Below are 23,048 nucleotides of genomic sequence, written 5' to 3'. Positions count from 1 at the left end.
TCGCAAAAAACTGACCGACCGGAACAGCCGCTTTTACCGACAAGTTCCCCGCCGTCGACATCAAGGAGACGGAGGACGATCTGGTGGTGACGGCCGAACTGCCGGGCGTTGAGGAGAAGGACCTCGATATCTCCATCGCCGAGCGGTATCTCACCATCAAGGGCGAGAAGAAGCACGAGAGCAAGACGAAGGAGAAGGACTATCACGTCAGCGAACGCAGCTACGGCTCGTTCCGCCGCACGCTGCCTTTGCCCTATGCGCCTGCCGCCGACAAGATCAAGGCAGACTTCGACAAGGGTATTTTGACGATCAACCTTCCCAAACCGCCCGAACTCGCCAAGGCCGAAACCAAGATCAAGATCGGCAAGTAACGCTCGTCTTTCGAAGACGACCCAAGAGCCGTGCCCGCCGAGGGCGCGGCTTTTTCATGTCCCGGGTGCTTTCGGTTGTTCCTTTGGGAGCGGCGCGCGAGAGATTGGCACCGAGTTGTCATCGTGTTGCCCATCCTTCGAGACGACACACGCCGTCCCCAGTCACGAGAAACAGACCACCACCTCCGCTGCCCCGAAAAACGCACTGATTTCGCCCGGCTGTTTCCGTCGCCTGATTTCCATGCAGTGCGCTGCAGATTTTCTCTGGCGGAGCCGCGTCGGATTTCTATGATCCGGTTCAAACACATACAGAGGGTGATTCATGACCGACGCATCGGTTGAAAACAAAAAGACCGTCGGCCAGCTCCTCGTGGCGGTTCTGGAGGCGAACCGGGCGGAGCGCGTGTTCTGCGTTCCGGGAGAAAGCTACCTAGCGGTCCTCGACGCACTCGTCGATGCATTCATTCCGGTTACCGTCTGCCGTCAGGAAGGCGGCGCGGCGATGATGGCGGAGGCTTGGGGCAAGATGTCGGATCGGCCGGGCATCTGCATGGTCACCCACGGGCCGGGCGCGACGAACGCGGCATCGGGACTGCACATCGCCCAGCAGGATTCCACTCCGATGATCCTGTTCGTCGGCCAAATCGACCGCTCCGTGCGCGGACGCGACGCCTTCCAGGAAGTCGACTACACCAAGATGTACGGCTCCATCGCCAAATGGGTGGCGGAGATCGAGGAGGCGGAACGCGTGCCGGAGATGGTGGTGCGCGCCTTTTCCGGGCCTGCTCGGGCCGACCGGGCCCCGTCGTGTTGGCCCTGCCGGAGGACATGCTGACGGAAATGGCCTCGGCCGCCGCCGTGCCCGCCACGCAGGTCGAGACCCATCCCGGCCTCAGCCAGATGGCGGACCTGCAAAAGCGCCTGTGGCATGCCGAACGGCCGATCGTGATCATCGCGGGCGGAAGCGGCTGGTCGGAGGCCGCGACGGAGCGGCTGAGGCGGTTCGCGGAACGGTTCGAGCTGCCAGTCGTGTGCCCCTTCCGGCGCCAGATGTTGTTCGATCACGAGCATCCCAACTATGCGGGCGACCTGGGGCTCGGCGTGAACCCCAAGCTGGTTAAACGCATCAAGGCATCCAATCTCGTGCTGCTCATCGGCGGCCGGCTCTCGGAGATCCCGAGCCAGTCCTACACGCTGTTCGACATTCCGAGCCCGTCGCAGACGCTCATTCATGTTCACGCGGGGGCGGAGGAACTCGGCCGGGTCTATCAGCCGAGCCTTGCCATCCACGCCTCGCCGGAAGCCTTCACCGCCGCGCTGGAAGGGGTGGAGCCGCCGGTTTGCGTGCCCTGGCCTGAGGAAACGAAGATCGCCAACGACGCCTATCACGCCTGGTCGGATCAGCCCCCGGCCACGCCCGGCCCGTTGCAGATGGGCGAGGTGATGACCTGGCTGCGCCACAATCTGTCGCCCGAGGCCATTCTCACCAACGGGGCGGGCAACTACGCCACCTGGGTGCATCGCTTCTACCGCTTCCGCAAGTTGGGCACCCAGCTTGCGCCGACCTCCGGCTCAATGGGCTACGGCCTGCCGGCGGCGATTTCCGCCAAGCTGCGCTATCCGGACCGCGACGTCGTGTGCTTTGCCGGCGACGGCTGCCTGCAGATGACGATCAACGAACTGGGCACCGCCCAGCAGGCAGGCGCGGCCGTCATCGTGATCTGTGTGGATAACGGGATCTACGGCACAATCCGTATGCATCAGGAGCGCGAATATCCCGGCCGTATCTCAGCAACGACGATGACCAACCCGGATTTTGCAGCTCTCGTGCGCGCCTATGGCGGACACGGCGAGACGGTGACCGAGACGGCGGAATTCGGCCCCGCCTTCGAACGCGTGCGGGCCTCCGGTGAGCTGTCGCTGCTGCACCTGCGCCTCGACCCGGAAGTGATCACGCCGACCACGACACTGTCGGCCATTCACAAGGCGGCGCTGAAAAGGGCTTAAGGGACGCGCTTTGAGGTCCGTGCCTTTTCGGGGCGGGCCTCGCTTCGTGAGGTTCTTGCCGGAGCCCATCCTTCAAGACGCGCCGCTCCAACAGCCCCTCCCCCACACATCAACGCGCACGCAAAAACCGGCCGTCCCATCGGGGCGTCCGCAGCGCGAGAAAAATGTCGGGAGAGAATGGTACCGCCTCCCCGGTTCGAACGGGGGACCTCTAGATCCACAATCTAGCGCTCTAACCAACTGAGCTAAGGCGGCGCGAAGTGAGCGGACCGTATGGAGTTTCGATTTCGATTTCAAGAGCCCGCAGTGGCGATTTTCGGCCTGTTATGCACAGGCTTGCTCAAGACGCAAAACGCCCGCGGATCCGGAAGATCCACGGGCGCAGCGGAATCGTGACGCTTGAAATCATGTCACTGGGCGCTCACGCCCGACGGCAGATTGCTCAGGCGGCCTTGAATCCCTTGACCGCCTTGTCGAAGACGTCCTTCATCGGGCTGGAGAGGTCCGTGGCGTACTTGCTGGAGATCTCCTGCATTTCCTTAGCCTGCTTCGACATGGCGTCGAACTGGGTGCGGGCGAAAGACGTCTGAAGCTCGATCGCCTCGGAAAGCGACTTGGCGCCGACCAGGGACTTCATGAAGTCGTAGGTGGCGTCGGTGTTCGCCTTGGCGGCGTGGAGGGCGCAAGTATTGAGTTCCAGAACACCCTGGCGAGTCGTCTCAAAGCTGTCTTCGATCATGTCGGTTGCCTCCTCGGCGGCGGATTTGAATTTCTCGTAAGCCTCGCGCGACTGGTTGAGGCCCTTCTCGGTCATCTCGCGAACGGCAGCGGGCATTTCCGTCTTCGGCATGGAGAAAGCCTCGAAGCTCGGCGCAGCGGCGCCTGCTTGGCGGAACCGGCGCGGGACTTGGTCGTGGTGGTCTCGGTCTTGGCTGCGGTCATAATCACTTCTCCTAGGACTTGCTGTCCCCGTAGCGATTGTCGGATTTCCGCCACTCGGGGCTATAATTTTCAGGCCGACCCGCTCTGTCTCGCGGGGGCGTCTTGCAGCTTGTTTCGGCGGTTTTTACCGGTCTTGTCGGCAGCATTGACGTCCAAATGAGACGCCCCTTTCCGACCCTCCGCCATCCGGCCGCAAACGCATCGGCTCTCGGGCATTCGGCTCATCTGAGTGGCTGCCGCCTGAGCGTTCGGCTCGTGATCTTTACACAAGGGAAGATAATGTATTTTTATTGCATTGCAATATTTTTTGCAGTGCACCATATTTATTTCACAAGCCTGGGAAATCCTGGGTTTTTTGCCCTTCCCCGCCTAAGGGTACGGGTTTGCGGTGAAACGCGGGGCGGGAAAATTCGATGCTACCCCATCCACCGGCAAACCCGGAGGCAGAAGAGGCCGCCGATCTGCGACCCCGTCACTTTACCGGCCTGCCGGATCTCTTGTCAGATCACTTGTCCGTTGCCTTGCGGCCGACATCTCCGGCGGTGCGGGCGGCGCTTTCTCTCAGATCGCGCGCCTGCTCGCCGAGTGCTTCCATCTGCGCCTTCAGATAGTCGTTCTGAAGCTTGAAAATCTCCTGCACGTCGTTGGCACACACGATTTTCTGGGCAAGCTGGAAGGCGGCGTCGACATGTTCCTCCGCATAGTCGAGCACCTTCTTGTTCATGTCGAGCGAGCCCGACTGGGCGGCGTTGGTCTGCTCTTCCACGGTGGTGACAGCCTTCTGCGTCGCATCCATGAAGGTATCAAACGCCTTGCGCGCCTGATCGACGCTCTTCTCGGCGAAGTCGCGCATGTGCTCGGGGATCTCGAAATCGAATTTCGGGGTCGTCATGGAAGGCTCCTTCTGCCGCTCTAGATACGGATTGCGACGACGAAACGACGTCGCCCGGGCAATCTTCGTTAACACAATGCCGGTATATGGCCGGCGTTCGTCTGTGACGAATCAAAGATTTACCGGATGCGTGCGAGCGGATCGGCTCGATCCGATGCGGTTATGCTTCGTCAACAACGGCGTGAACGCAACGCGGACCTCGACAAGCGATACCGGCGAAGCGTGACGCCATAACGACAAATACGGATTAACCACGCCGCCAACGAGGTCTTGAGATCGGACATCTGCGCATGGACGCTGATTGGTATTCCGGTTATTAACAAGGTGTTAATCCGGCAATGACCGGACCGTCGAGCAGACCTGTCCTTTCGGCGGGGGAAAGGGTGCGTTGGATCTTTGCCGAAGGCCAGCGGCAGGTGATCCCGGAGACGGAAGTTGCATCCAGCGAAGTGCAGAGGCGGAGTTGCTGCAGCAATGAGCGCGTACGGCCGAACCTTTTTCGAAATCAGCGCATTACCGGCGGTGACCGGATTGTTTAGCGAGACCCGACCCGCTTGGGTATGGTCGGCTGACGGCCGTCGCATCCTGTGGGCCAATGCCGCAGGCGTGCGTTTTTTCCGCGAAAGGTCCATGCGCACGCTGATGGCGCGCTCGCTCGCCGACACCGCGTCCGCGCGGCGCCATCTGGAACGGCTGGCCAGCGGCGAGCCGGGCCGGCAGACTGTGGAACGGCTGCGCTTTTTCGTCGGTGTGCGCGCCCTCCAGTTGACCGCCCAGGCAGGCGCGCTGGAACTCGGCAACGGAGACCGGGCAGCCCTCGTCGTTGCCGGTGACACCAAGCTCGACATTGCCGATCCCCTGCAGGATTTCTGCACCCTGTTGTCCGATGACGAGGTGTGTGCGGTGCTGATCGCGAAGAACGGATCGCTGAAGGCTGCTGGCCGCGATTGGCCGACGACGGCCGACACGCCGTGCGAGAAAGACGATGCGACCCATGTGCGGATCGGCACCGCCCGTCATACCGCCCAGGTGGCGGTTTTTGCCCCCGACGCTCCCACGTCCCGGCTGATCGTGGCCCACAGGCAGGCAGAAGAAGCCCCCGACGAGCAGTCCCCCATGGAACAGGTGCCCCCGATGGATCGGACGACGACGGACCGAACGACGACGGATCGAACGACGGCGACGGACCAGACTGCCAAAGAGACGGACCACACGGTCGCGACGTCGAGTTTCCCGCGCTCCTTCTTTCCCTGGAGCCGTTTCCTCAAGGGTCTTGAGGCGGGCGAAGACGAGGCGCAGACCTCCGCCCCCGAAGGTGCGGAGAACGCGAACACCGCGCCCGCACCGTCGGCAGAGGTCCCAGCTACCCCGGCCCCCAAGGCGTTCGACCTGCTCGCGAAGGCCCGTGCGGCCAAACAGAAGCTCGTCGATGAGGACGATCAGCTCCCGCCGGTGACGGAAGAACCGGCGAGCGAGCCGGAGCTGCGCACCGAAAGCCCGGATGAGGACACCGACGAGAGCGACACGGTTCAGACGGAAGCCGACGCGGAAACGGACGCCGTCGATGCGGATACTCCGTTGCCGGTCGAACCGCTCGTGAGCCCAGAACCCGAGGACGAACCGGAAACGGACGAGATCGAGGAGGCGGCCAAAGAGGTTGCACCGGTTATCTCCGAGCCTCACGAGGAAGAGGCCGAGATTGCGCCCGACGAGCGGGAAGCCGATGTTTTCGCTCCGGCTGCCCCCGCGGTCGCTGCCCTTGCCGCAAGCGCCGTGGCGGCGACGGCGGACGAGGAAGAGGCGCGCGCCGAGGACGAGACCCCCGTTGAGGCGACCGCAGAGGTCGACGACGCGGTTGCGGAAGAGATCACCGAAGAGACGGAGAGCGCGCTTGCGGCCGATGAGGCACAGGAGACGATGCCCGTGCCCGATGAAACGGCGGATGCGGAAACGCCCGCCATTCCCGCCTTTGAGTTCGACAATGACGGGCGGCCGGTGCGGTTCGTCTGGCAGATGAATGTCGAGCAGGTCTTTACCGGCGTTTCGCCCGAGCTTGCGCAGGTGATCGGCCCGGAAGCAGCCGATACTGTCGGGCGGAACTGGGCGGATGTGGCCGAACAGCTCAATCTCGATCCAGAAGGCCGGGTGGCAGCTGCTCTGGTGCGGCGCGACACGTGGAGCGGCGTCACCGTGGAATGGCCTGTGAGCGACAATCCGCTGGCCGTGCCGGTGGATCTGGCAGCACTCCCCGCCTTCGACAGGTTTCGCCAGTTCAAGGGCTATCGCGGCTTCGGCGTCTGCCGTCCGGCCGACGCGGTCACCATGGAAAGCATGCGCACGAGCGCGCCCGTCGAAGAGGATGCGCCCGAAGAGCCCGCAAGCGAGGATCTGACCCCACCGCAGGACGCGACCCCGGAGGTTGCAGATCACGACGAGGCGGCGACAGAACCGGAAGCGTCTTCTACCGACACCGCGGTCGCGGTAGCGGCTGCGACCGCTGCCGGGATGGCGGGTGTGAGCCTGCTAGCATCTGAAGAAGCGGAAGCCGCAACGCCTGAGGCCAAAGAACCGGTTGAAGAACCCGCCGACGAGATCGAAGAGGCCGTAATGGTCGCGGATGAAGAGCACGCCGAGGAAACGGACGAAGATCTTCAGCCGGAACCGGAAGGGCCGGTCACCGCTGAAAGTGGGGCGGAAGACGAGGGTGAGGAGATCGTCGAAGAAACGACGCTGCCCGAACCTACTGAGCCCGTCGCCACGCAGAGCGACGAAGAGCATCGCGTCGCAGATCTCCCCGGCCGCTCCCAGCCGTCTCCAACCTATGGGCTCTATCACGAGCGCACCAAGACCGCGCCGCAATGGGACCTTCCCGAGGCCGCCAATTCGCAGGATGCGGTGACAGCGGCCGAGGATGAGAGCGCGCAGGGCGACGTCGCCGCCCTCGAGCGTCAGGAATTTGTTGAGACGGATGACGAGGAGCCCGCCCCCTCGCCTGTCGTGATCGTCGAGACGGACGAAAGCGAAGTCCTCGGCGCAGAGCCCGCGCAGGAAGCGCAGCCGGACGGGAGCGACAGCGACATATCCGCGACGTCCACGGCCGGTCTTGCTGCGGCCGCCGCAGCCGGACTGGCAGCAATCCGGCGCCTGAACGAATCCGAGAGCGAAGACGAAAGCTCAACCGCTGCCGAGACAAGCGAAGCATCGGACGGCGAAGCTCTGGAGATCGAGGCGCCGGACGTCGAACCGGAGCAGATCGAGGCAGCTGAAGCCGAGGTGGAGGCTGTCGAAGAGACGGGGGGGCTTCCCGAGGAGACGGATGAAACATCCGTGGAGCCGGTTTCCGAGGCCCTGGAAGGCCCGGCGGAGGACCTCGTCGAGGAAGAGCCCGAGCCGCTTTTGCCGATGGGGGATCTGACCGACACGGCCGAAGAACCCGTCGATGCCCGGACGGCGACGGACGAGGAGATCGAAGCCGAGACTGCGTCTGAGCCCAAACCGGAAGCTGAAGCGGAACCGGAGCCCGCGCCTGAAGCAGAGGCCGCACCCGAGGTGGAGGGAGACGAGAGTTTCACCGAAACGGTCGTGCGGCTTGCCGAACGGCAGGTGATCCCGCCCGATTCCCAGCTTTCGCGTCCCGAACGGGAAGCTTTCCGCAAGATCGCGGAGGCTCTGGGCGCCCGGATCGAGGAAACCAACAAGGCGGGAGACGAGAAGCCGGAAGGCAAGGACGTTCCGCCGATCCCCATGCCGATCGCTCCGCGGCCCACGCCACGCGCCAAGGCGCCGGAGGAAGAGGTTCCGAGCGAACAGGCGGCACCGATCCATCCGCGCCTGCTCGACCGGCTGCCCATCGTGCGCGACCGCGACGTGGAATACACCAATAAGTCGCTTTTGAAGATGCTAGGCTACGCCGATCTGGGTGAACTGGCGGAAGCCGGCGGTCTGGAAGCGGTGTTCGCCCCGCCGGAAGAATGGCCGCCGAAGCCCGCGGGCAGTGCCACCATCGAGCGCACGCTGTGTGTGCGGCTGAGCGACGGCACGCCCCATCCGATCGACGCCTTCATGCACACCGTGCCGTGGAAGGGCGGCAGCGGGCTGATGATCTCGCTGCGCGAAAAGCGCGACGCGAGTGCGGAAGAGGCGAGTGCGGAGCTGGCACAGTCCCGCGAACGGATTTCGGAACTGGAATCCGTTCTGGAGACGGCCACCGACGGCGTGATCGTGCTTGATGCCGACGGACGCATTATTTCCGTCAACCGGTCCGGCGAGGCGCTTTTCAATGCATCGCGCCAGATGATGCAGGGTGCGACCATCACCGATTATCTGGCACCCGAAAGCCATCGCTCCGCGCTCGACTATCTCGACGGGCTGGCCCACAACGGGGTGGTGAGCGTGCTCAATGATGGGCGGGAAGTGATCGGCCAGTTGTCCGACGGCGGGCTCATTCCGCTGTTCATGACAATCGGGCGCATCGGTCAGCCTGCCGACAAGGACAACGCCAAGTTCTGCGCGGTGCTGCGCGACATCACCCAATGGAAGAAGGTGGAGGAAGAACTCACCACCGCCAAACGCCAGGCGGAGAACGCGTCGTCGCAGAAATCCGATTTCCTGGCCAAGATCAATCACGAGATCCGAACGCCGCTCAACGCCATCATCGGCTTTTCGGAAGTGATGATGGACGAGCGCTTCGGCGCCATCGGCAACAAGCGCTACAAGGATTATCTGAAGGACATCCACGCCTCCGGCACGCATCTCTTAAGCCTGATCAACGATCTGCTCGATCTCTCCAAGGTTGAGGCGGGCAAGTTCGAGCTGGCTTTCGAGGCGGTGCCGATCAACAAGGTTCTGCGCGACTGCGTGGCGCTGATGCAGCCCCAGGCCAATCGCGACCGAGTCATCATCCGCACCAGCCTGCCGGAATCCGTGCCCAAGGTGGTGGCGGATCCGCGTTCAGTGCGCCAGATCGTGCTGAACCTTCTCTCCAACGCCATCAAGTTCAATCAGGCGGGCGGACAGGTGATCGTCTCCACCGCGCTTGAGCCGAAGGGCGAGATGGTGATGCGCGTGCGCGACACGGGCATGGGCATGTCGAGGAAGGACATCGAGGCGGCGCTGGAACCCTTCCGCCAGCTCCATACCGCACGACTCGGCGGCGGCACGGGGCTAGGCCTGCCGCTTACCAAGGCGCTGGTGGAAGCCAACCGCGCCGGATTCTCCATCGACAGCGAACCCAACCAGGGCACACTGGTGGAGATCACCTTCCCCTCGCAGCGGGTGCTGGTAGAGTAGGTTTCTGGACCGAAGAGAAGTGATACGGCGCTGCGTTGCTGCGACTTGTCACGCTGGATTCCGGGTCTGGCCATGCGGCTTCGCCGCAGATCGCCCGGAATGATGCGCAAGGGGTGAGTTGTAAGCACACTGGAACCATGTGCGAGCAGCATCCGGCTTCAATATCGGCGTGTGGTTACAACTCTCCCCACACTCCTTCATTCCGGACAAGAGAGGCGTCAGCCGAGCGCTGATCCGGAATCCAGAAATCAGCGGCGCGACAGCACCTCCGTTTCCCGCCTTTCAGAGAACCGCGGTATCCGTATGCGCATCGGCCACCGACAGGGTGACGATGGAAACCGCGTCGTCATCGGATGACGGCCGGATCTTGAAGCTCAGCGAACGGCACATGTCGAGCATGGTGGAGTTCTCTTTCAGAACCTCGCCGGTAATGGTCTCGATGCCGTCGCGCGCCGCATATTCGATGATCAGGTTCATCAGCATCCAGCCGAACCCCCGGCCCTTCAGCTCCGAGCACACCATGATGGCGTATTCGCCATGACGGTGGTCTAGATCGGCGTAGAGACGCACCGCGCCCATCATCTCGCCGGTGGAGGCATCGAAAGCGGAAAACGCCATGGCGCGGGAATAATCGAGCTGGGTCAGGCGCTCGAGAAATCGCGCACTGGCGCGAAGAACCGCAACCGCAGATCTTCCGCGCTCACCGTCTCGAAGAACGCCTTCAGGCTGTCCTCGTCATCCGGGCGGACGGGATGAACGAAGAAGCGGCGACCGTCCTTCAGTTCCAGTGAGCGCTCCCATTCCTTCGGATAGGGACGAATGGCCAGACGCGAGGTGGCGAGACGTCCGGGCACGATGTTGGGCGGGGCAGCGGCGATGCGCATGTCCGTCACCGTCACGTTGCCGCCCTCGTCCACGTAGAAGGGGTTGAGGTCGATCTCACGGATTTCGGGAATTTCGACGGCAAGCTGGGCGAGCTTGACCAGCACCAGCGCGATGGCATGACGGATGCGGCGCGACTGCTCGTTCTCGTCCGCATCGCGGAAGAGCCGCGAGATGCGCGTGCGCTCGATCAGCGCTTCGGCGAGGTTGAGATCGAGAGGCGCGAGGTCGAGGCCGTAATCGTCGGCGAAATCGACGGCCGAACCGCCGAGACCGAAGACCACGACGGGACCGAAGATCGGATTATCCGCAAGCCCTGCGAACAACGCGCCCGGCACCTTGCTGCCTGCCTTGCGCGGAATGGTGGAGGGCACGGGACCCGTCGCAATGTCGTAGGTCGCCAGAACGTCCCGGCATTCGGACGTTTCAAGCCATGTGCGCGGCTCCGCCAGCACATTCGCCACGATGGCGCGCGCGACTTCCGTGTGGGGCGTGAAGTCGGCGGGAAAGCTCGGCGGGTTCGCCATCAGAAGCTTTTTCGCTTCGCTGTAGCGCGCAACATACATGAAGGCGCGCACGGCCTCCACCGAGGTGCGATAGCAGGGGATGCCCGCCGCCTCCAGATGCCGGGTGGGTGCAAGATCGGCGGTGGCCAGCGCAGCGATAACGACCTTCTTGGCGCGCGGCTACCCGGCCTGTCGCCCCGCCGCAGCAATGATGTCGGCTGCGGTGGCGGACGGATTGGCGAAGGCGGTCGGCGTGGAAACGACGACGATGCCGTCCACGTTGCGGTCGGCCAGCAGCGCCTTGATGAGCTGGGTATAGGTTTCTGGCGGCGCGTTGGAGGAGATGATCAGAGGGTTTTCCGGAGACACGCCGGAGCGCAGCAACGGCTGGATGGCTTCCTCCGTCACCGCCGAAATACGCGCGATCTCGCCGCCCAGATCGGCCACGCGGTCGGTGGCCAGGGTCGCAAGACTGCGGCCGTTGGCGATGATGGCGAGCCTGCGGCCGAGATTGGGGTGAACGCGGGTCACCGTCTCCGCCGCATCGAACATGTCGTCCAGTCCGCCCACGCGCAGCACGCCCGCACGCCTCAACACCGCATCGTAGACGGCGTCGGTGGTCGCCAGCCGACCGGCATCGGTATGCGCCGTGACGGGCGCATCGGTACTGGCGCCGGTACGGATGAGAACGACGGGCTTGGCGCGCGCGGCCACACGGGTGGCGGACAGGAACTTGCGCGCGTTCTTGACCCATTCGAGCTGCACCATGATGGCGCGGGTTTCCACGTCGCCGGTGAACCAATCGAGTAGATCGGCGATATCAACGTCGGCGCGATCACCAAGCGAGACCACGTGGGAAAAGCCGACCCCGTGCGCCGTCGCCCAGGACAGCGTCGCATTCATGATGATGCCGGAGCGCGAAACCATGGCGAGATCGCCGCCGGGCACGGATTCCACCGATAGGTGGACTTGCAGGCGGTGACTGGGAGAGGCGATGCCGAGAGAGCCCGGCCCGATCAGGCGCAGATTGTAGGGACGCGCGGCTTCCAGAATGTCCTGAAGCACTTCCGCCGGCCAGGCCTCGAAGCCGGAGGCGATCATCACCGCGGCGCGCGTTCCGCCTGCGCCGAGCTTGGCGATGGTTTTCGCCGCCCGCTCCGGCCCGCAGGCGAGGACCGCCAGATCCGGCATGCGCGTCCATGTCGTCGAGACTGTCGGCCTCGGAGAAAGCGCCGTGCGGATCCTCGAACCCGACAAGGGTGACGGGCGCGACATAGCCGCTATCGGCGATGCGCTCCAGAAGCGAACTCAATTCCGCCTCACCCAGATAGTTGGGGCCGATCAGAGCGATCGATTTAGGCTTGAGAAGTCCGTCTAGGTTGATGATTGTCATGACAGCGCTAAGGCACAGCGTATTGGAGGTTGGGGTCAAGACCGGATCTCCCATCCGCTTCTGCGAGCGGTATGCGCGAACCGGACTGCGCTTTCGGTAACTTGCGCAGATACACGAATGCCGGATGAAAGCCCTGCTTTCACCCGGCGCCCCGTGATGTGCACCCTCAGGGTCTCTCGCAACTGCAAAACACCGGATGGGTGAACGGGTTGTGGACCGTCGCCTTCGCGGTGAGTGCCCGGCCCGCCCCCTCCCGGTTCCCCGCCGCTACCCGGTGAGATCCGGGTTTCGGATCAGCCGCAACGTAAACCCGTCCACATTGCGATCGGGATAACGTTCGAGATGAGGGCGGGCAACTGCCCGATTGAAGAAAAACGGCCCGCGGTTCCAGTTAATACCGTATGCCGGAACGCGAGCCGTTTTCGCCCCACGGGCCCCCAAGAGCAAACGCGGTCAATGAGCCATAACCATCGGAACGGTCATAGACTTCAGCATGCCGTAGGTCGCCCCGCCAAGGACGAACTCACGCATGCGCGAGTGGCCGTAGCCGCCCATCACCACCATGTCAACGCCGTTGTCGGAAACGAAGTTGCGCAACGCGTCGGAGACGGAAGTGTCCGGGGAGGCGATCATCTCCACATTCACCTTGAAACCGTGACGCGACAGGTAGGTAGCGACTTCCGCCCCCGGCTCGCCGTCCTGCTTCTGGCAGCGGTCGACCATCACGACCGAAATCTTGTCCGCGAGCTGCAGCAGCGACAGGGACAAACGGATGGCATGCACGGCGGTCGCGCTGCCGTCCCAGGCGATCATGACATGCTCGGCGGAAAACTTCGACTTGCCAGCATAAGGAACGATCATGACGGGCACACCAGAATCGAACAGTGCCGCCTCGATCAGCACTTCGCCGATCGCGTCTCTGCGCTGGGGATCGTACTGGCCCATGACGATCAGGTCGGACAAGCGACACTGGGCGATGAACGGGTCGGCAGCGCCGCCGCCGGCCATCTGCACCATGCGGCTTTCAAAGTTGACGCCGTTGCACGCAGCCGTTTCCTTGAAGTCCTTCAGAGCCGCCTGAGCATCCTCCTCGGACTGCTGACGGGCCTGTTCGAGGTAATCCGCCGGCATCGGCGCGGGTAACCGGGCATGACCGGATTATACGCCAGAGAAAGTCCGGTGACGTGGGCCTCCGTCTTGGACGCCAGATCGATCGCGACGTTCATCGCATTCTTCGGTCCGCGCAGATCTACCAGCGCCGTGATGTCTTTCAATGCCATAGCCTTCAAACCTCCTCATGCGTGTGGGCGATGCGATGGGGTACCGCCTGGCCGCCCTTAAGATAGTGCTCTTCGGTAAGATACGTATAATTGACATTTATTAATATACCAATGTGTAAAAACGTTATATCCTGACGTTGAGAATCCATCAAGGTTTCACAACCGACGCGAATCACTTGACCTTGTCGCCAGCTCCTGCAACCACCTGACAAGAGACGGAAAAGGCACAGAGCCGCCACAAAAGGAGACCGACACCGTGGCCCAGGCCCAAACCAATGCCGCGGAATTTACCGTTTCGGAGATTTCCGGCGCCATCAAGCGGACGATGGAAGACACGTTTGGCTACGTGCGCGTGCGCGGCGAGGTGTCCGGATACCGCGGACCACATTCCTCCGGCCATTGCTATTTTTCCTTGAAGGACGAGAAGACCCGGCTGGAAGCGGTCATCTGGCGCAATGCTTTCGGCAAACTGAAATTCAAGCCCGAGGAAGGGCTGGAGGTCATCGCCACCGGGCGTATCACCACCTTCCCCGGCTCGTCGAAATACCAGATCGTCATCGACAGTCTCGAGCCTGCGGGCGTCGGCGCGCTGATGGCGCTGCTGGAAGAACGGCGCAAGAAGCTCATGGCGGAAGGGCTGTTCGACGCCGCCCGCAAGAAGCAGCTCCCCTACCTGCCGCAGGTCATCGGCGTGGTCACCTCACCGACCGGCGCCGTCATCCGAGACATTCTCCATCGCCTGTCTGATCGCTTCCCGCTGCACGTGCTGGTCTGGCCGGTGCGGGTGCAGGGCGAGGCCTGCGGTGAGGAAGTCGCCGAGGGCATTCGCGGTTTCAACGCGATTGAGCCCGGCGGCAAGATCCCGCGCCCGGACGTGATCATTGTGGCGCGCGGCGGCGGGTCGCTGGAAGATCTGTGGAGCTTCAACGACGAGGTCGTTGTGCGTGCGGCAGCCGACAGCGACATTCCGCTAATCTCGGCGGTCGGGCACGAGACCGACTGGACGCTGATCGACCACGCCGCCGACATGCGGGCGCCCACGCCGACGGGGGCGGCGGAAATCGCCGTGCCGGTGAAGGCGGAACTCGTTGGCATCATCGACGATCTGGCCCGGCGCAACGGCACGGGTCTCCTGCGGCTCATCCAAGGACGGCGCACGGAACTCAGGGCAGCGGCAGCGGCTCTACCGCGCGATCTGATCGCCCTGCCGCGCCAGCGCTACGACATGGCGGCGGGTGCACTCGGGCAGGCGCTGAAGGCGAATACAGCCACCCATCGCGGACACCTGCAAGCAGCAAGCGGACGGTTTCATCTCGGCATGCTGCGCCAGAGCGTGCATATGGGACGGGAACGGCTTTCAGGTCTGGCGGAGCGCGCCGATCGTGCGCTGAAAGTCATCACCCAGCGCCAGCGTGCGCGGCTCGACGGCGGAGCGCAGCTCCTTGATGCGCTGTCCTACAAGAGCGTTCTCAACCGCGGCTATGCGGTGGTGCGTGATGAAGCGGATGCGCCGATCGCCCGCGCCTCCGGCGTCTCCTCCGGCATAGCGCTCAGGGTGGAATTCGCCGACGGCACGGTAGAGGCAGTCGCTGCGGGAAGCGCCGGATCCGCCCCGCGTCGCAAGCCGAAGGCCAAGACGACGCGGAAAGAACGGCCGGAGCAGGGTGACCTGTTCTGAGGCATTAGCTGTCTCTGGATCCGAGGACAACCGGGCTTTGCCGGGCACCCTACTTTGGCGGCAAAGGAAGACACCGCGAAGGCGGGGATGACAATGGAACAAGGGGATGGAGATCGAACCAAGCACGGACATGGCGACCACCAGACACTGAGAAGCGGCGAGACCTATCCCGTCCGCCGTCAGCCTTCCCACTTCCTCCTTCAGCCTCCCTCCTGCCCGCACCATCACCACAGCCCGCCCTTGCTAAAACTTGAACCTAAAAGTTCAGAATTATTCTAAAATATTGTTATAAATAGTGTATTTCTTGACTACATTCCGGCTTTCTCTACACTGCCATTCCGCTTGGTGAGGAGCCTTCTCCGAGCCCGTTCGTGCGTTCGTCCCTGAAGGGAGACGCTACGTCGGCAAAACGGATCGGCGCGAACACATCGCCAACCCCTCTTTCAGCCATCCTCGGCACGACGGAGACGGGCGGGCACAATCGACAACGGCGGGACCTTGTCCCTGCCGCGTGGAGGAGAGCCATGCCCAATCGTCATATGTCTTGCGGCGGTGCGCGCCTGATCGCTGCCGCCGTTGTCTGCGCTCTCAGCTCAGCCGCACAGATCGGCATCGCCGCCCCGGCTGCAGCGCAGGGCGCGGTCAACATCTATTCCTATCGCCAGCCCTATCTGATCCAGCCGCTGCTGAAGCGGTTCACGGAGGAGACCGGGATCAAGACCAATATCGTCTACGCCTCCAAGGGACTTGGCGAGCGCATCAAGGCGGAAGGGGTGAACTCGCCCGTCGACGTGATGCTGACGGTCGGTATCGGACGGCTGGAAAATTCCGAGACGCTGGGCTTCGCCGCCCCGCTCGAGGATGCGACGATCACGGACAACATCCCGGCGAATTTCCGCGATCCCGACAATCGCTGGTGTTCGGTCTGACGGGGCGCGCCCGCGTCGTCTATGCCTCCAGGGAGCGGGTGAAGCAGGACACCATCACCTATGCCGAACTGGCCGATCCGAAATGGAAGGGCCGTCTTTGCACGCGCTCCGGCCAGCACGATTACACGATCGGACTGATCGCCTCGATCATCGCCCATGAGGGCCGGAACAAGGCCAAGGAATGGCTGGCGGCGGTGAAGGAAAACCTCGCGCGCAAGCCCACCGGCAACGACCGTGCGCAGGCGATCTATGCCGGGGAATGCGATATCGCGCTCGGCAACACCTAATTACATGGGCAAGATGCTCACCAACGACAAAGAGCCGGAACAGGAAACCTGGGCGCGCTCGGTGAAGATCCTGTTTCCCGATGCCGAGGGACGCGGGTCCCACGTCAACATTTCCGGCATGGTGCTGGCCGAGCACGCGACGAACCGCGAAAACGCCATCAAGCTGATGAAATTCCTCACCTCCGAGGAGGCGCAGGGGCTCTATGCGGAGATCAATTTCGAATATCCACTCAACCCGGCGGGTGGAGCCCTCCGCCGAGCTGGTCAGTTCCTGGGGCAAGCTCCATCCCGACAACCTGCCGCTGATCGAGATCGCCAAGCATCGCGACGAGGCGAGCGAACTCGTCAACGAAGTGACGTTTGACGACGGGCCTTCGAGCTGAGGGAAGGCCTGGTGACGATGCAGGCTGACCCGAGAGACCGCCGCCGGTTCCTTTCCCCTTCAACGGGAGAGAGGGATGCAAGGCGTCGGCGCACGGGCATTCAGCAATCGCGACATGAGCAGCAGCGCAGTCGCAGCTTCGCCCGTCACCGGCAGGGCCTCGGGTCGCGGCTGGCTCGCGGCGCTGGCGATCACAGCCGCCTTCGTGCTGGCCCCCATCGCCTCGCTGGTACTGATCACCTTCGAACCATCCACCGAAGTCTGGCACCATCTGATCATCACCGTTCTGCCGCGCGGTGGCGACGACCGCCTGGCCGATGCTGGGCGTCGGCGTGATGACCACGATCATCGGCGTGGGCACAGCGTGGATCGTGACCATGTGCCGGTTTCCCGGCCGTGCCTTCTTCGATTGGGCGCTGCTGGTGCCGCTGGCGGTGCCGACCTACATCGTCGCCTACGCCTACGTGGACATTCTGAACTACACCGGCCCGGTGCAGGACGCGATCCGGGCGCTGTTCGGCTTCCACACCTCGCGCGACTACTGGTTCCCGGAAATCCGCTCGCTACCGGGCGCCGTCTTCGTCATGGAACTGGTTCTCTATCCGTACGTCTACCTCACCGCGCGGGCGACTTTCCTGATGCAGTCGGCCTGCGTGCTCGACGTTTCGCGCACGCTTGGGGCCGGGCCATTGCGATTGTTCTTCCGCGTCGCGCTACCGATGGCACGACCGGCAATCGCCGTCGGGGTTTCGCTGGCGCTGATGGAATGCCTCAACGATATCGGCGCGGTGGAATTCTTCGGCGTCAAGACGCTGATCTTCTCCGTCTATGACACCTGGCTCAACCGCGGCTCGCTGGCGGGTGCTGTGCAGATCGCCTGCGCCATGCTCGTGGTCGTCTTCGCGCTTTTGTGGGTGGAGCAGCACGGGCGACGCCACCAGCGTTTTCACCCGACAGCGGGACGCTACCACGCCCTGCCCGGATACAAGCTGTCGCGCGGCTGGAGCGCGGTCGCCATTGCGGCCTACGCCCTCCCCGTATTGCTCGGCTTCGTCACGCCTGCGCTTCTTCTGGCCGACTTCGCCAGCCGTCGGCTGGAAGATCTGACCGCCCCCGCCTTCCAGTCTGCGGCGACCAATTCGCTGGTTCTGGCGGCAATCGCGGCGGTCATCACGGTGGGGCTCGGCGTGCTTCTCACCTATGCCCAGCGCATGCGCGCCTCCCGCCTGCTGCAAAAGGCGCGGCGCGGGTGGCGGCGATCGGCTATGCGGTACCGGGCACGATCCTCGCGGTGGGTATCCTGGTTCCGCTTGCCGCCTTCGACAATCTCATCGACGAGTTCACCCGCGAAACATTCAGTTTCGCCACGGGGCTCCTGCTCACCGGGTCCGGCGCTGGCCTCGTCTATGCCTATTCCACCCGTTTTCTCGCCGCCTTCTACGGCACGATCGAAGCTGGCTTTGCCAAGGTTTCGCCGCATCTGGACATGGCTTCGCGCACGCTCGGACGCACCGCGCTGAAGACGCTCGTTCAGGTGGACCTGCCGATCCATCCGTCCCGCCCTGTTGTCGGTCGCGCTTCTGGTCTTCGTCGATTGCATGAAAGAGCTGCCCGCCACCATCCTGCTGCGCCCCTTCAATTTCGAGACGTTGTCGACGACCGTCTCGCACGAGGTCTTCGAGGATGCGGCGCTGTCCGCGCTTGCCATCGTGCTTGCCGGACTGATCCCGATCGTGGTGCTGGCACGCACGAGTTCGGAAAGAAATCGGCCCTCAGGCAGGCGGAGAGCCTCGGCTTAAGCGCAGAAAAGCATAGTCAAATTGTCGCTGGTGAGGTGAAATCGCCTCGATCAACACCTATTGTAAATTCTATTGTCACCGTTCCCGGCGCGTCCACGTCCCGCCCGCCCGACGCTCAAGGAGTTTGCCCTTGGCCCGCCCCAACAAGCAGACCCAGTTCAACATCTGGTACGCGCTCGCCGCGATGCTCCGGTTCTTCCTCTTCCAGTCATGGTGGGTGAGCTACAAGACGGTCGAGCAAGTTCCCTATTCACAGTTCGAGCAATTGCTGCAGCAGGGCCAGGTCGCCAAAATCTGGGTCAACGAGAACACGATCGAGGGCACTTACAAGAAGCCCAAAGACAACGATCGCCATCGCTTCGTGACGGTGCGCGTCGACAAGGACATCTCCCAGCTTCTCGACAAGTACAACGTCACTTATCGCGGAGTGGTGACGAACACATTTCTATCCGATCTCTTTCGTGAATCTTGCCGCTCGTCTTCTTCTTCGCCGTCTGGATGTTCGTGTTTCGACGCATCGCCAAGAACCAGGGCGGGCTCGGCGGCTTCGTGACGGTCAGCAAGTCCAAGGCCAAGGTCTATGTGGAGAAGGACATCCGGGTGACCTTCGACGACGTGGCGGGCGTGGACGAGGCCAAGCGCGAATTGCAGGAAGTGGTGGCCTTTCTGAAGAACCCGAAGGAATACGGCCGCCTCGGCGCGCACGAACCCAAGGGCACGCTGCTGGTTGGACCTCCGGGCACCGGCAAACGCTGCTGGCGCGCGGTGGCGGGCGAGGCCGGGGTGCCGTTCTTCTCCATCTCGGGTTCCGAATTCGTGGAGATGTTCGTGGGCGCTGCGCGCGTGCGCGACCTGTTCGAACAGGTGCGCAAGAAGGCGCCGGCCATCGTCTTCATTGACGAGCTTGATGCGCTGGGCCGTTCGCGCATCGCCAATCCGACGGGCGGCAGCGACGAGAAGGAGCAGACGCTGAACCAGCTTCTGTCGGAGCTCGGTGGTTTCAATCCCTCCTCCAGCATCATCCTGCTGGCGGCGACGAACCGGCCGGAGATCCTCGATCCGGCATTGACGCGTGCGGGACGGTTCGATCGTCAGGTGCTGGTCGACCGGCCGGACCGCGTGGAACGACGTCAGATCCTCGACGTGCATATCCGCAACATCAAACCGGACGAGGACGTAGACCTCGATCAGGTGGCGCAGATAACCGCCGGATTTTCCGGAGCCGATCTCGCCGGGCTCATCAACGAGGCCGCGCTTCTGGCGACCCAGCGCGGAGAATCCTCGGTGACGATGGACGACTTCACGCAGGCCATGGAACGCGTCGTGGCCGGTATAGAGAAGAAGAGCCGGGTGCTGTCGCCGGACGAGCGCACGCGCGTTGCCCATCACGAGATGGGGCACGAACTTGTGGCGGCGAACCTCAAGGGGGTCAATCCGGTTCACAAGGTGTCGATCATCCCGCGCGGGGTGGGTGCGCTCGGCTACACCATGCAGCGCCCGACCGAGGAACGTTTCCTGATGACAGTCGCCAATCTGGATGCACGCATGGTAGTGCTGATGGGCGGGCGGGCAGCAGAGAAGATCGTGTTCGGCGAGATTTCCACCGGAACGTCCGATGACCTGCAGCGCGCAACGGATATCGCGCGCGAAATGGTAGCGCGCTACGGCATGGACGAGGAACTGGGCAACCGGGTCTATCTCGCCCCACGCCAGAGCCAGTTCGGCCAACCGATGATCGAACAACGCGAGATCGCGGAAGAGACCACGCGCGAGATCGACCTTGCGGTCCGGGCACGCGTCGAGGCCGCCTTTCAGCGCGCCATCGATATCCTGAACGAGCATCGCAGCGATCTGGACGCGGGGGCGAACCTGTTGCTGGACAAGGAATCTCTGACCAAAGAAGATTTCCCGGCGATCCTGCCGATCGAAAAGCGCTCCGCGCCTTCCGCCTGACCGCAAGACGTCACCGGCGGCCTACCGTCTCGTATCCCGGGGAGGCTTGCCCTAGTCGAGATTGTCGTAGTCGCAGATGACGATGTCGCCGTGGCGCAGGACACTCATCCAGACTTCCATCGCCTCGCGCGGCACCGGCTCTCCCACCAGGAAGCCTTGCGCCATGGTGCAACCGTGGCTCTTCAGGAAGGTCAGTTGCTCGTAGGTTTCCACGCCTTCGACCACGGTCTCGTAATCAAGGCTCTTGGTCATGGCGAGGATCGTCTGGACGATGACCTCAGCGCTTTGATCGGTCCCGATACCTGCGGTGAAGTTGCGATCGATCTTGAAAATGTCGAAGGGAAGCCGCGTCAGTTGGACCAGGCTGGAGTAACCGGTGCCGGAATCGTCGATGGCAAAGCGGATGCCCGCCTCGCGCAGCGAATCGATGATCCGCGAGACCTCCGCCGCATCCCGCATTGCCATGGATTCGGTCACTTCCATTTCCAGAAGCGCGGGCGGGAGCCCGGCATCTTCCACCGCCGACATGACCATTCCGGCAAAGCCTTCCGGATCGCGGAACTGGGCCAGCGAGATGTTGACCGCCATGCGCAGGTCGAGACCGTCGGCATGCCAGACCACGCATTGCTCGCAGGCCTTGCGCAGCACCCAGCGGCCGATCTCGACGATCTGCCCCGTCTCCTCCGCCACTCCGATGAAAGCTCCCGGCCCGATCAGGCCGCGCTCGGGTTGCCGCCAGCGGATCAGCGCCTCCACGCCCACGAGCACACCTGAGCCCGCACCGACCTGCGGCTGATAGTGCAGCACCAGCTCGTCACGCTCGATCGCCTGCTGAAGTTCAGCCTCCAAGCCACACCCGGTCGGCGGCCGCGCGGTCAACCTCGGCATTGTAGAAGGAGCATCCCGTGCCGCCGATCTGCTTGGCGGCGTACATGGCGATATCGGCGTTCTTCAGCAAGACCGTGTAGGTGCGGCCGTCGCGCGGATAAAGGGCAATGCCGATGCAGGCATCGAGCACAAAGGGAATGCCGTCGACCGCTCCGGTGTTGCGAACGGACATCAAAGCGGCGTCCCCCACCCGTGCCGCCTCCGCCTGGGTTCGGCATTCGGGTACGAAGACGGCGAATTCATCGCCGCCCAGACGCGCGATGATCGGGGCCTCCGGCATGGTCAGCGGCCGGGCCTTATCCCTTGCGGATGCCGACGAGGAGGCCGAATGAGCCGCGGAACTCTTGCGCACGCAATCTCCGATATCGCAGTCTTCCCCGCACACTGCCTTGCTGAGGCACATGGCGACGGCTGCAAGGAGCTTGTCGCCGGTATCGTGGCCGTACGTGTCGTTGACCAGCTTGAAGCGGTCGAGATCGATGAACAGGACGGCGAAGATCGCCTTCTCGCGCTCGGCTGCCGCGACCGCACGCTCCATCTCGTTTCGAAAGCACTCGCGATTGCACAGCCCGGTGACGCTGTCGACGAAGGCAAGTTGATAAATGCGCTCCATGTTACTTCGAATGGTGCGCACCATCTCGCAATAGGCGCGAGCCAGCACGCCGATCTCGTCCCTGCGTTCCACCGGAAAGGGCGCATCGAAATCACCGGTGCTGACCCGATGGGCGATCCACGTCAGATGCCGGACGGGGTGCAGGAACCCGCTGCCGAAATAGAAGGTGAGCGGCATCGCCCCGGCGATCAGAAAGGCCGCGATGAGAGCGCTGCTCTGCCATATACCGTTTACGACCTTGAAGACATCCGGTCGAACGAAGGCAACGAAAGCGACGCCAAGCGGAGGGCCATCGTCGCCGGAGGTAATCGGCATGGTGATCTCCACCATGTCGTCCGTCAGCTGGACATCGCGGAGACCGGATTCAAGAACCGTGGCCGTGGCGATCGGCGGAACCATATCGTCGATGAAGGAGGAGGCGAAAGCGCCGTCGACATTGATGTGGTGAACGGCATCGAAGACCCGCACCCGATGGACCATCGGATCGGCGGCGATGCTCTCCAGTTCCCGTTCGAGCGTCAGGTAGTTGCGGCTGATGAGATTTGTAGTGGCGAGGCGGGCGACGGTGGTTGCCACCGTGGCGGCATTGTCGATCGACTTCTTGTCTTCCTCACGCAGATCGAGATAGCTCGTGGCCACAATCATGGTGACCGTCAACCCGGCGAACAGCCCGACGACGAGCATGATGAAGCGTGCACGCAGGCTAACGCTGATACGACGAAACCATAACAACGCAAGAAACCTGCGAAGACTAGTCGCGCACGTCATCACCCCGCCATACCCTTACCCCTGTAGAACAGCACTAACAGATACGAGAGAATGTGCCATTTCCGTCGCACCAAGGGTCAGAATCACTCGTATTTATAATGCGGGTTTATACTGAAAGGCGGGTTTACAAGCCGTTAATATAATAATGAAAATATCGATTTTTATAAGTATTTATGACATAATTCCCTG

General features: G+C 62.9%; 15 protein-coding genes, 1 tRNA gene and 3 pseudogenes. 9 read left to right on the top strand and 10 right to left on the bottom strand.

The window, feature by feature from the left end:
• The first annotated feature begins 59 nt into the window (after positions 1 to 59).
• Positions 60 to 371, top strand: coding sequence for an Hsp20/alpha crystallin family protein (locus QNJ43_RS03910; protein WP_300467946.1), 312 nt, complete (start codon positions 60 to 62; stop codon positions 369 to 371).
• Between the two features lie 322 nt (positions 372 to 693).
• Positions 694 to 2,378, top strand: a pseudogene (locus tag QNJ43_RS03905) (thiamine pyrophosphate-binding protein).
• Positions 2,379 to 2,556: 178 nt separating this feature from the next.
• Here QNJ43_RS03905 and QNJ43_RS03900 read toward each other — a convergent pair.
• The 3 genes from QNJ43_RS03900 to QNJ43_RS03890 form a co-directional block, all read right to left on the bottom strand.
• Positions 2,557 to 2,633 (bottom strand) — tRNA-His (locus QNJ43_RS03900).
• Between the two features lie 187 nt (positions 2,634 to 2,820).
• Positions 2,821 to 3,228: a phasin gene (locus QNJ43_RS03895; RefSeq protein ID WP_300467523.1), complete on the bottom strand. Its 408-nt coding sequence runs from the start codon at positions 3,226 to 3,228 to the stop codon at positions 2,821 to 2,823.
• A gap of 597 nt (positions 3,229 to 3,825) precedes the next feature.
• Entirely contained in the window at positions 3,826 to 4,212 is a 387-nt protein-coding gene (locus QNJ43_RS03890; RefSeq protein WP_300467521.1) for a phasin, read from the bottom strand.
• A gap of 630 nt (positions 4,213 to 4,842) precedes the next feature.
• Between QNJ43_RS03890 and QNJ43_RS03885 the strand changes: the two genes are divergently transcribed.
• Positions 4,843 to 9,501, top strand: a complete 4,659-nt coding sequence (locus tag QNJ43_RS03885; protein ID WP_300467519.1) for an ATP-binding protein — start codon at positions 4,843 to 4,845, stop codon at positions 9,499 to 9,501.
• Between the two features lie 282 nt (positions 9,502 to 9,783).
• Here the strand turns inward: QNJ43_RS03885 and QNJ43_RS03880 are convergent, their stop codons facing one another.
• The 3 genes from QNJ43_RS03880 to QNJ43_RS03870 all read right to left on the bottom strand — a co-directional run bounded on the left by QNJ43_RS03880 (position 9,784) and on the right by QNJ43_RS03870 (position 12,080).
• Positions 9,784 to 10,119 (bottom strand): GNAT family N-acetyltransferase, encoded by a 336-nt coding sequence (locus QNJ43_RS03880; RefSeq protein ID WP_300467517.1) that lies wholly within the window; start codon positions 10,117 to 10,119, stop codon positions 9,784 to 9,786.
• Between the two features lie 23 nt (positions 10,120 to 10,142).
• Positions 10,143 to 10,970 carry an acetate--CoA ligase family protein gene (locus QNJ43_RS03875; RefSeq protein ID WP_300467516.1) on the bottom strand — a complete coding sequence of 276 codons (828 nt, stop codon included), beginning with the start codon at positions 10,968 to 10,970 and terminating at the stop codon, positions 10,143 to 10,145.
• Between the two features lie 99 nt (positions 10,971 to 11,069).
• Positions 11,070 to 12,080 carry a hypothetical protein gene (locus QNJ43_RS03870; RefSeq protein WP_300467514.1) on the bottom strand — a complete coding sequence of 337 codons (1,011 nt, stop codon included), beginning with the start codon at positions 12,078 to 12,080 and terminating at the stop codon, positions 11,070 to 11,072.
• On the opposite strand from QNJ43_RS03870, the gene QNJ43_RS03865 reads away from it, so the two are divergent.
• Positions 12,079 to 12,267 carry a hypothetical protein gene (locus QNJ43_RS03865; protein ID WP_300467512.1) on the top strand — a complete coding sequence of 63 codons (189 nt, stop codon included), beginning with the start codon at positions 12,079 to 12,081 and terminating at the stop codon, positions 12,265 to 12,267. The genes QNJ43_RS03870 and QNJ43_RS03865 overlap by 2 nt on opposite strands.
• Before the next feature lie 468 nt (positions 12,268 to 12,735).
• Here QNJ43_RS03865 and QNJ43_RS03860 read toward each other — a convergent pair whose 3' ends face one another.
• Complete coding sequence (locus tag QNJ43_RS03860; protein ID WP_300467510.1) at positions 12,736 to 13,413, bottom strand: universal stress protein; 678 nt, start codon at positions 13,411 to 13,413, stop codon at positions 12,736 to 12,738.
• Positions 13,414 to 13,818: 405 nt separating this feature from the next.
• Here QNJ43_RS03860 and xseA point away from each other — a divergent pair, with 405 nt between their 5' ends.
• Positions 13,819 to 15,240: an exodeoxyribonuclease VII large subunit gene (xseA, locus tag QNJ43_RS03855; RefSeq protein WP_300467509.1), complete on the top strand. Its 1,422-nt coding sequence runs from the start codon at positions 13,819 to 13,821 to the stop codon at positions 15,238 to 15,240.
• Between the two features lie 539 nt (positions 15,241 to 15,779).
• Positions 15,780 to 16,839, top strand: a pseudogene (locus QNJ43_RS03850) (extracellular solute-binding protein).
• A 59-nt stretch (positions 16,840 to 16,898) separates the two neighbouring features.
• Here the strand turns inward: QNJ43_RS03850 and QNJ43_RS03845 are convergent.
• Positions 16,899 to 17,093 carry a hypothetical protein gene (locus tag QNJ43_RS03845; RefSeq protein WP_300467980.1) on the bottom strand — a complete coding sequence of 65 codons (195 nt, stop codon included), beginning with the start codon at positions 17,091 to 17,093 and terminating at the stop codon, positions 16,899 to 16,901.
• Between the two features lie 41 nt (positions 17,094 to 17,134).
• Between QNJ43_RS03845 and QNJ43_RS03840 the strand changes: the two genes are divergently transcribed.
• From QNJ43_RS03840 to ftsH, 3 genes and pseudogenes are all read left to right on the top strand, one after another.
• A complete protein-coding gene (locus QNJ43_RS03840) occupies positions 17,135 to 18,358 on the top strand; it encodes an iron ABC transporter permease (RefSeq protein ID WP_346432848.1) in 1,224 nt (407 codons plus the stop codon).
• 45 nt (positions 18,359 to 18,403) lie between these two features.
• On the top strand, positions 18,404 to 18,637 hold the full coding sequence (locus tag QNJ43_RS26725; protein ID WP_346432847.1) for a hypothetical protein: 234 nt from the start codon (positions 18,404 to 18,406) through the stop codon (positions 18,635 to 18,637).
• Between the two features lie 184 nt (positions 18,638 to 18,821).
• Positions 18,822 to 20,590 (top strand): annotated as a pseudogene (ftsH, locus tag QNJ43_RS03835) (ATP-dependent zinc metalloprotease FtsH).
• 51 nt (positions 20,591 to 20,641) lie between these two features.
• Here the strand turns inward: ftsH and QNJ43_RS03830 are convergent.
• Together QNJ43_RS03830 and QNJ43_RS03825 are read right to left on the bottom strand one after the other, a co-directional pair.
• Positions 20,642 to 21,439, bottom strand: a complete 798-nt coding sequence (locus tag QNJ43_RS03830) for an EAL domain-containing protein (RefSeq protein ID WP_300467507.1) — start codon at positions 21,437 to 21,439, stop codon at positions 20,642 to 20,644.
• Positions 21,429 to 22,775 carry a diguanylate cyclase gene (locus QNJ43_RS03825; RefSeq protein ID WP_300467505.1) on the bottom strand — a complete coding sequence of 449 codons (1,347 nt, stop codon included), beginning with the start codon at positions 22,773 to 22,775 and terminating at the stop codon, positions 21,429 to 21,431. Before QNJ43_RS03825 ends, QNJ43_RS03830 begins: the two co-directional genes overlap by 11 nt.
• Between the last annotated feature and the right edge of the window lie 273 nt (positions 22,776 to 23,048).

Source organism: Breoghania sp., from assembly GCF_030066895.1.
In the GTDB taxonomy this organism is placed as follows: domain Bacteria; phylum Pseudomonadota; class Alphaproteobacteria; order Rhizobiales; family Stappiaceae; genus Breoghania.
This window is presented reverse-complemented; position numbering and strand designations above follow the sequence as displayed.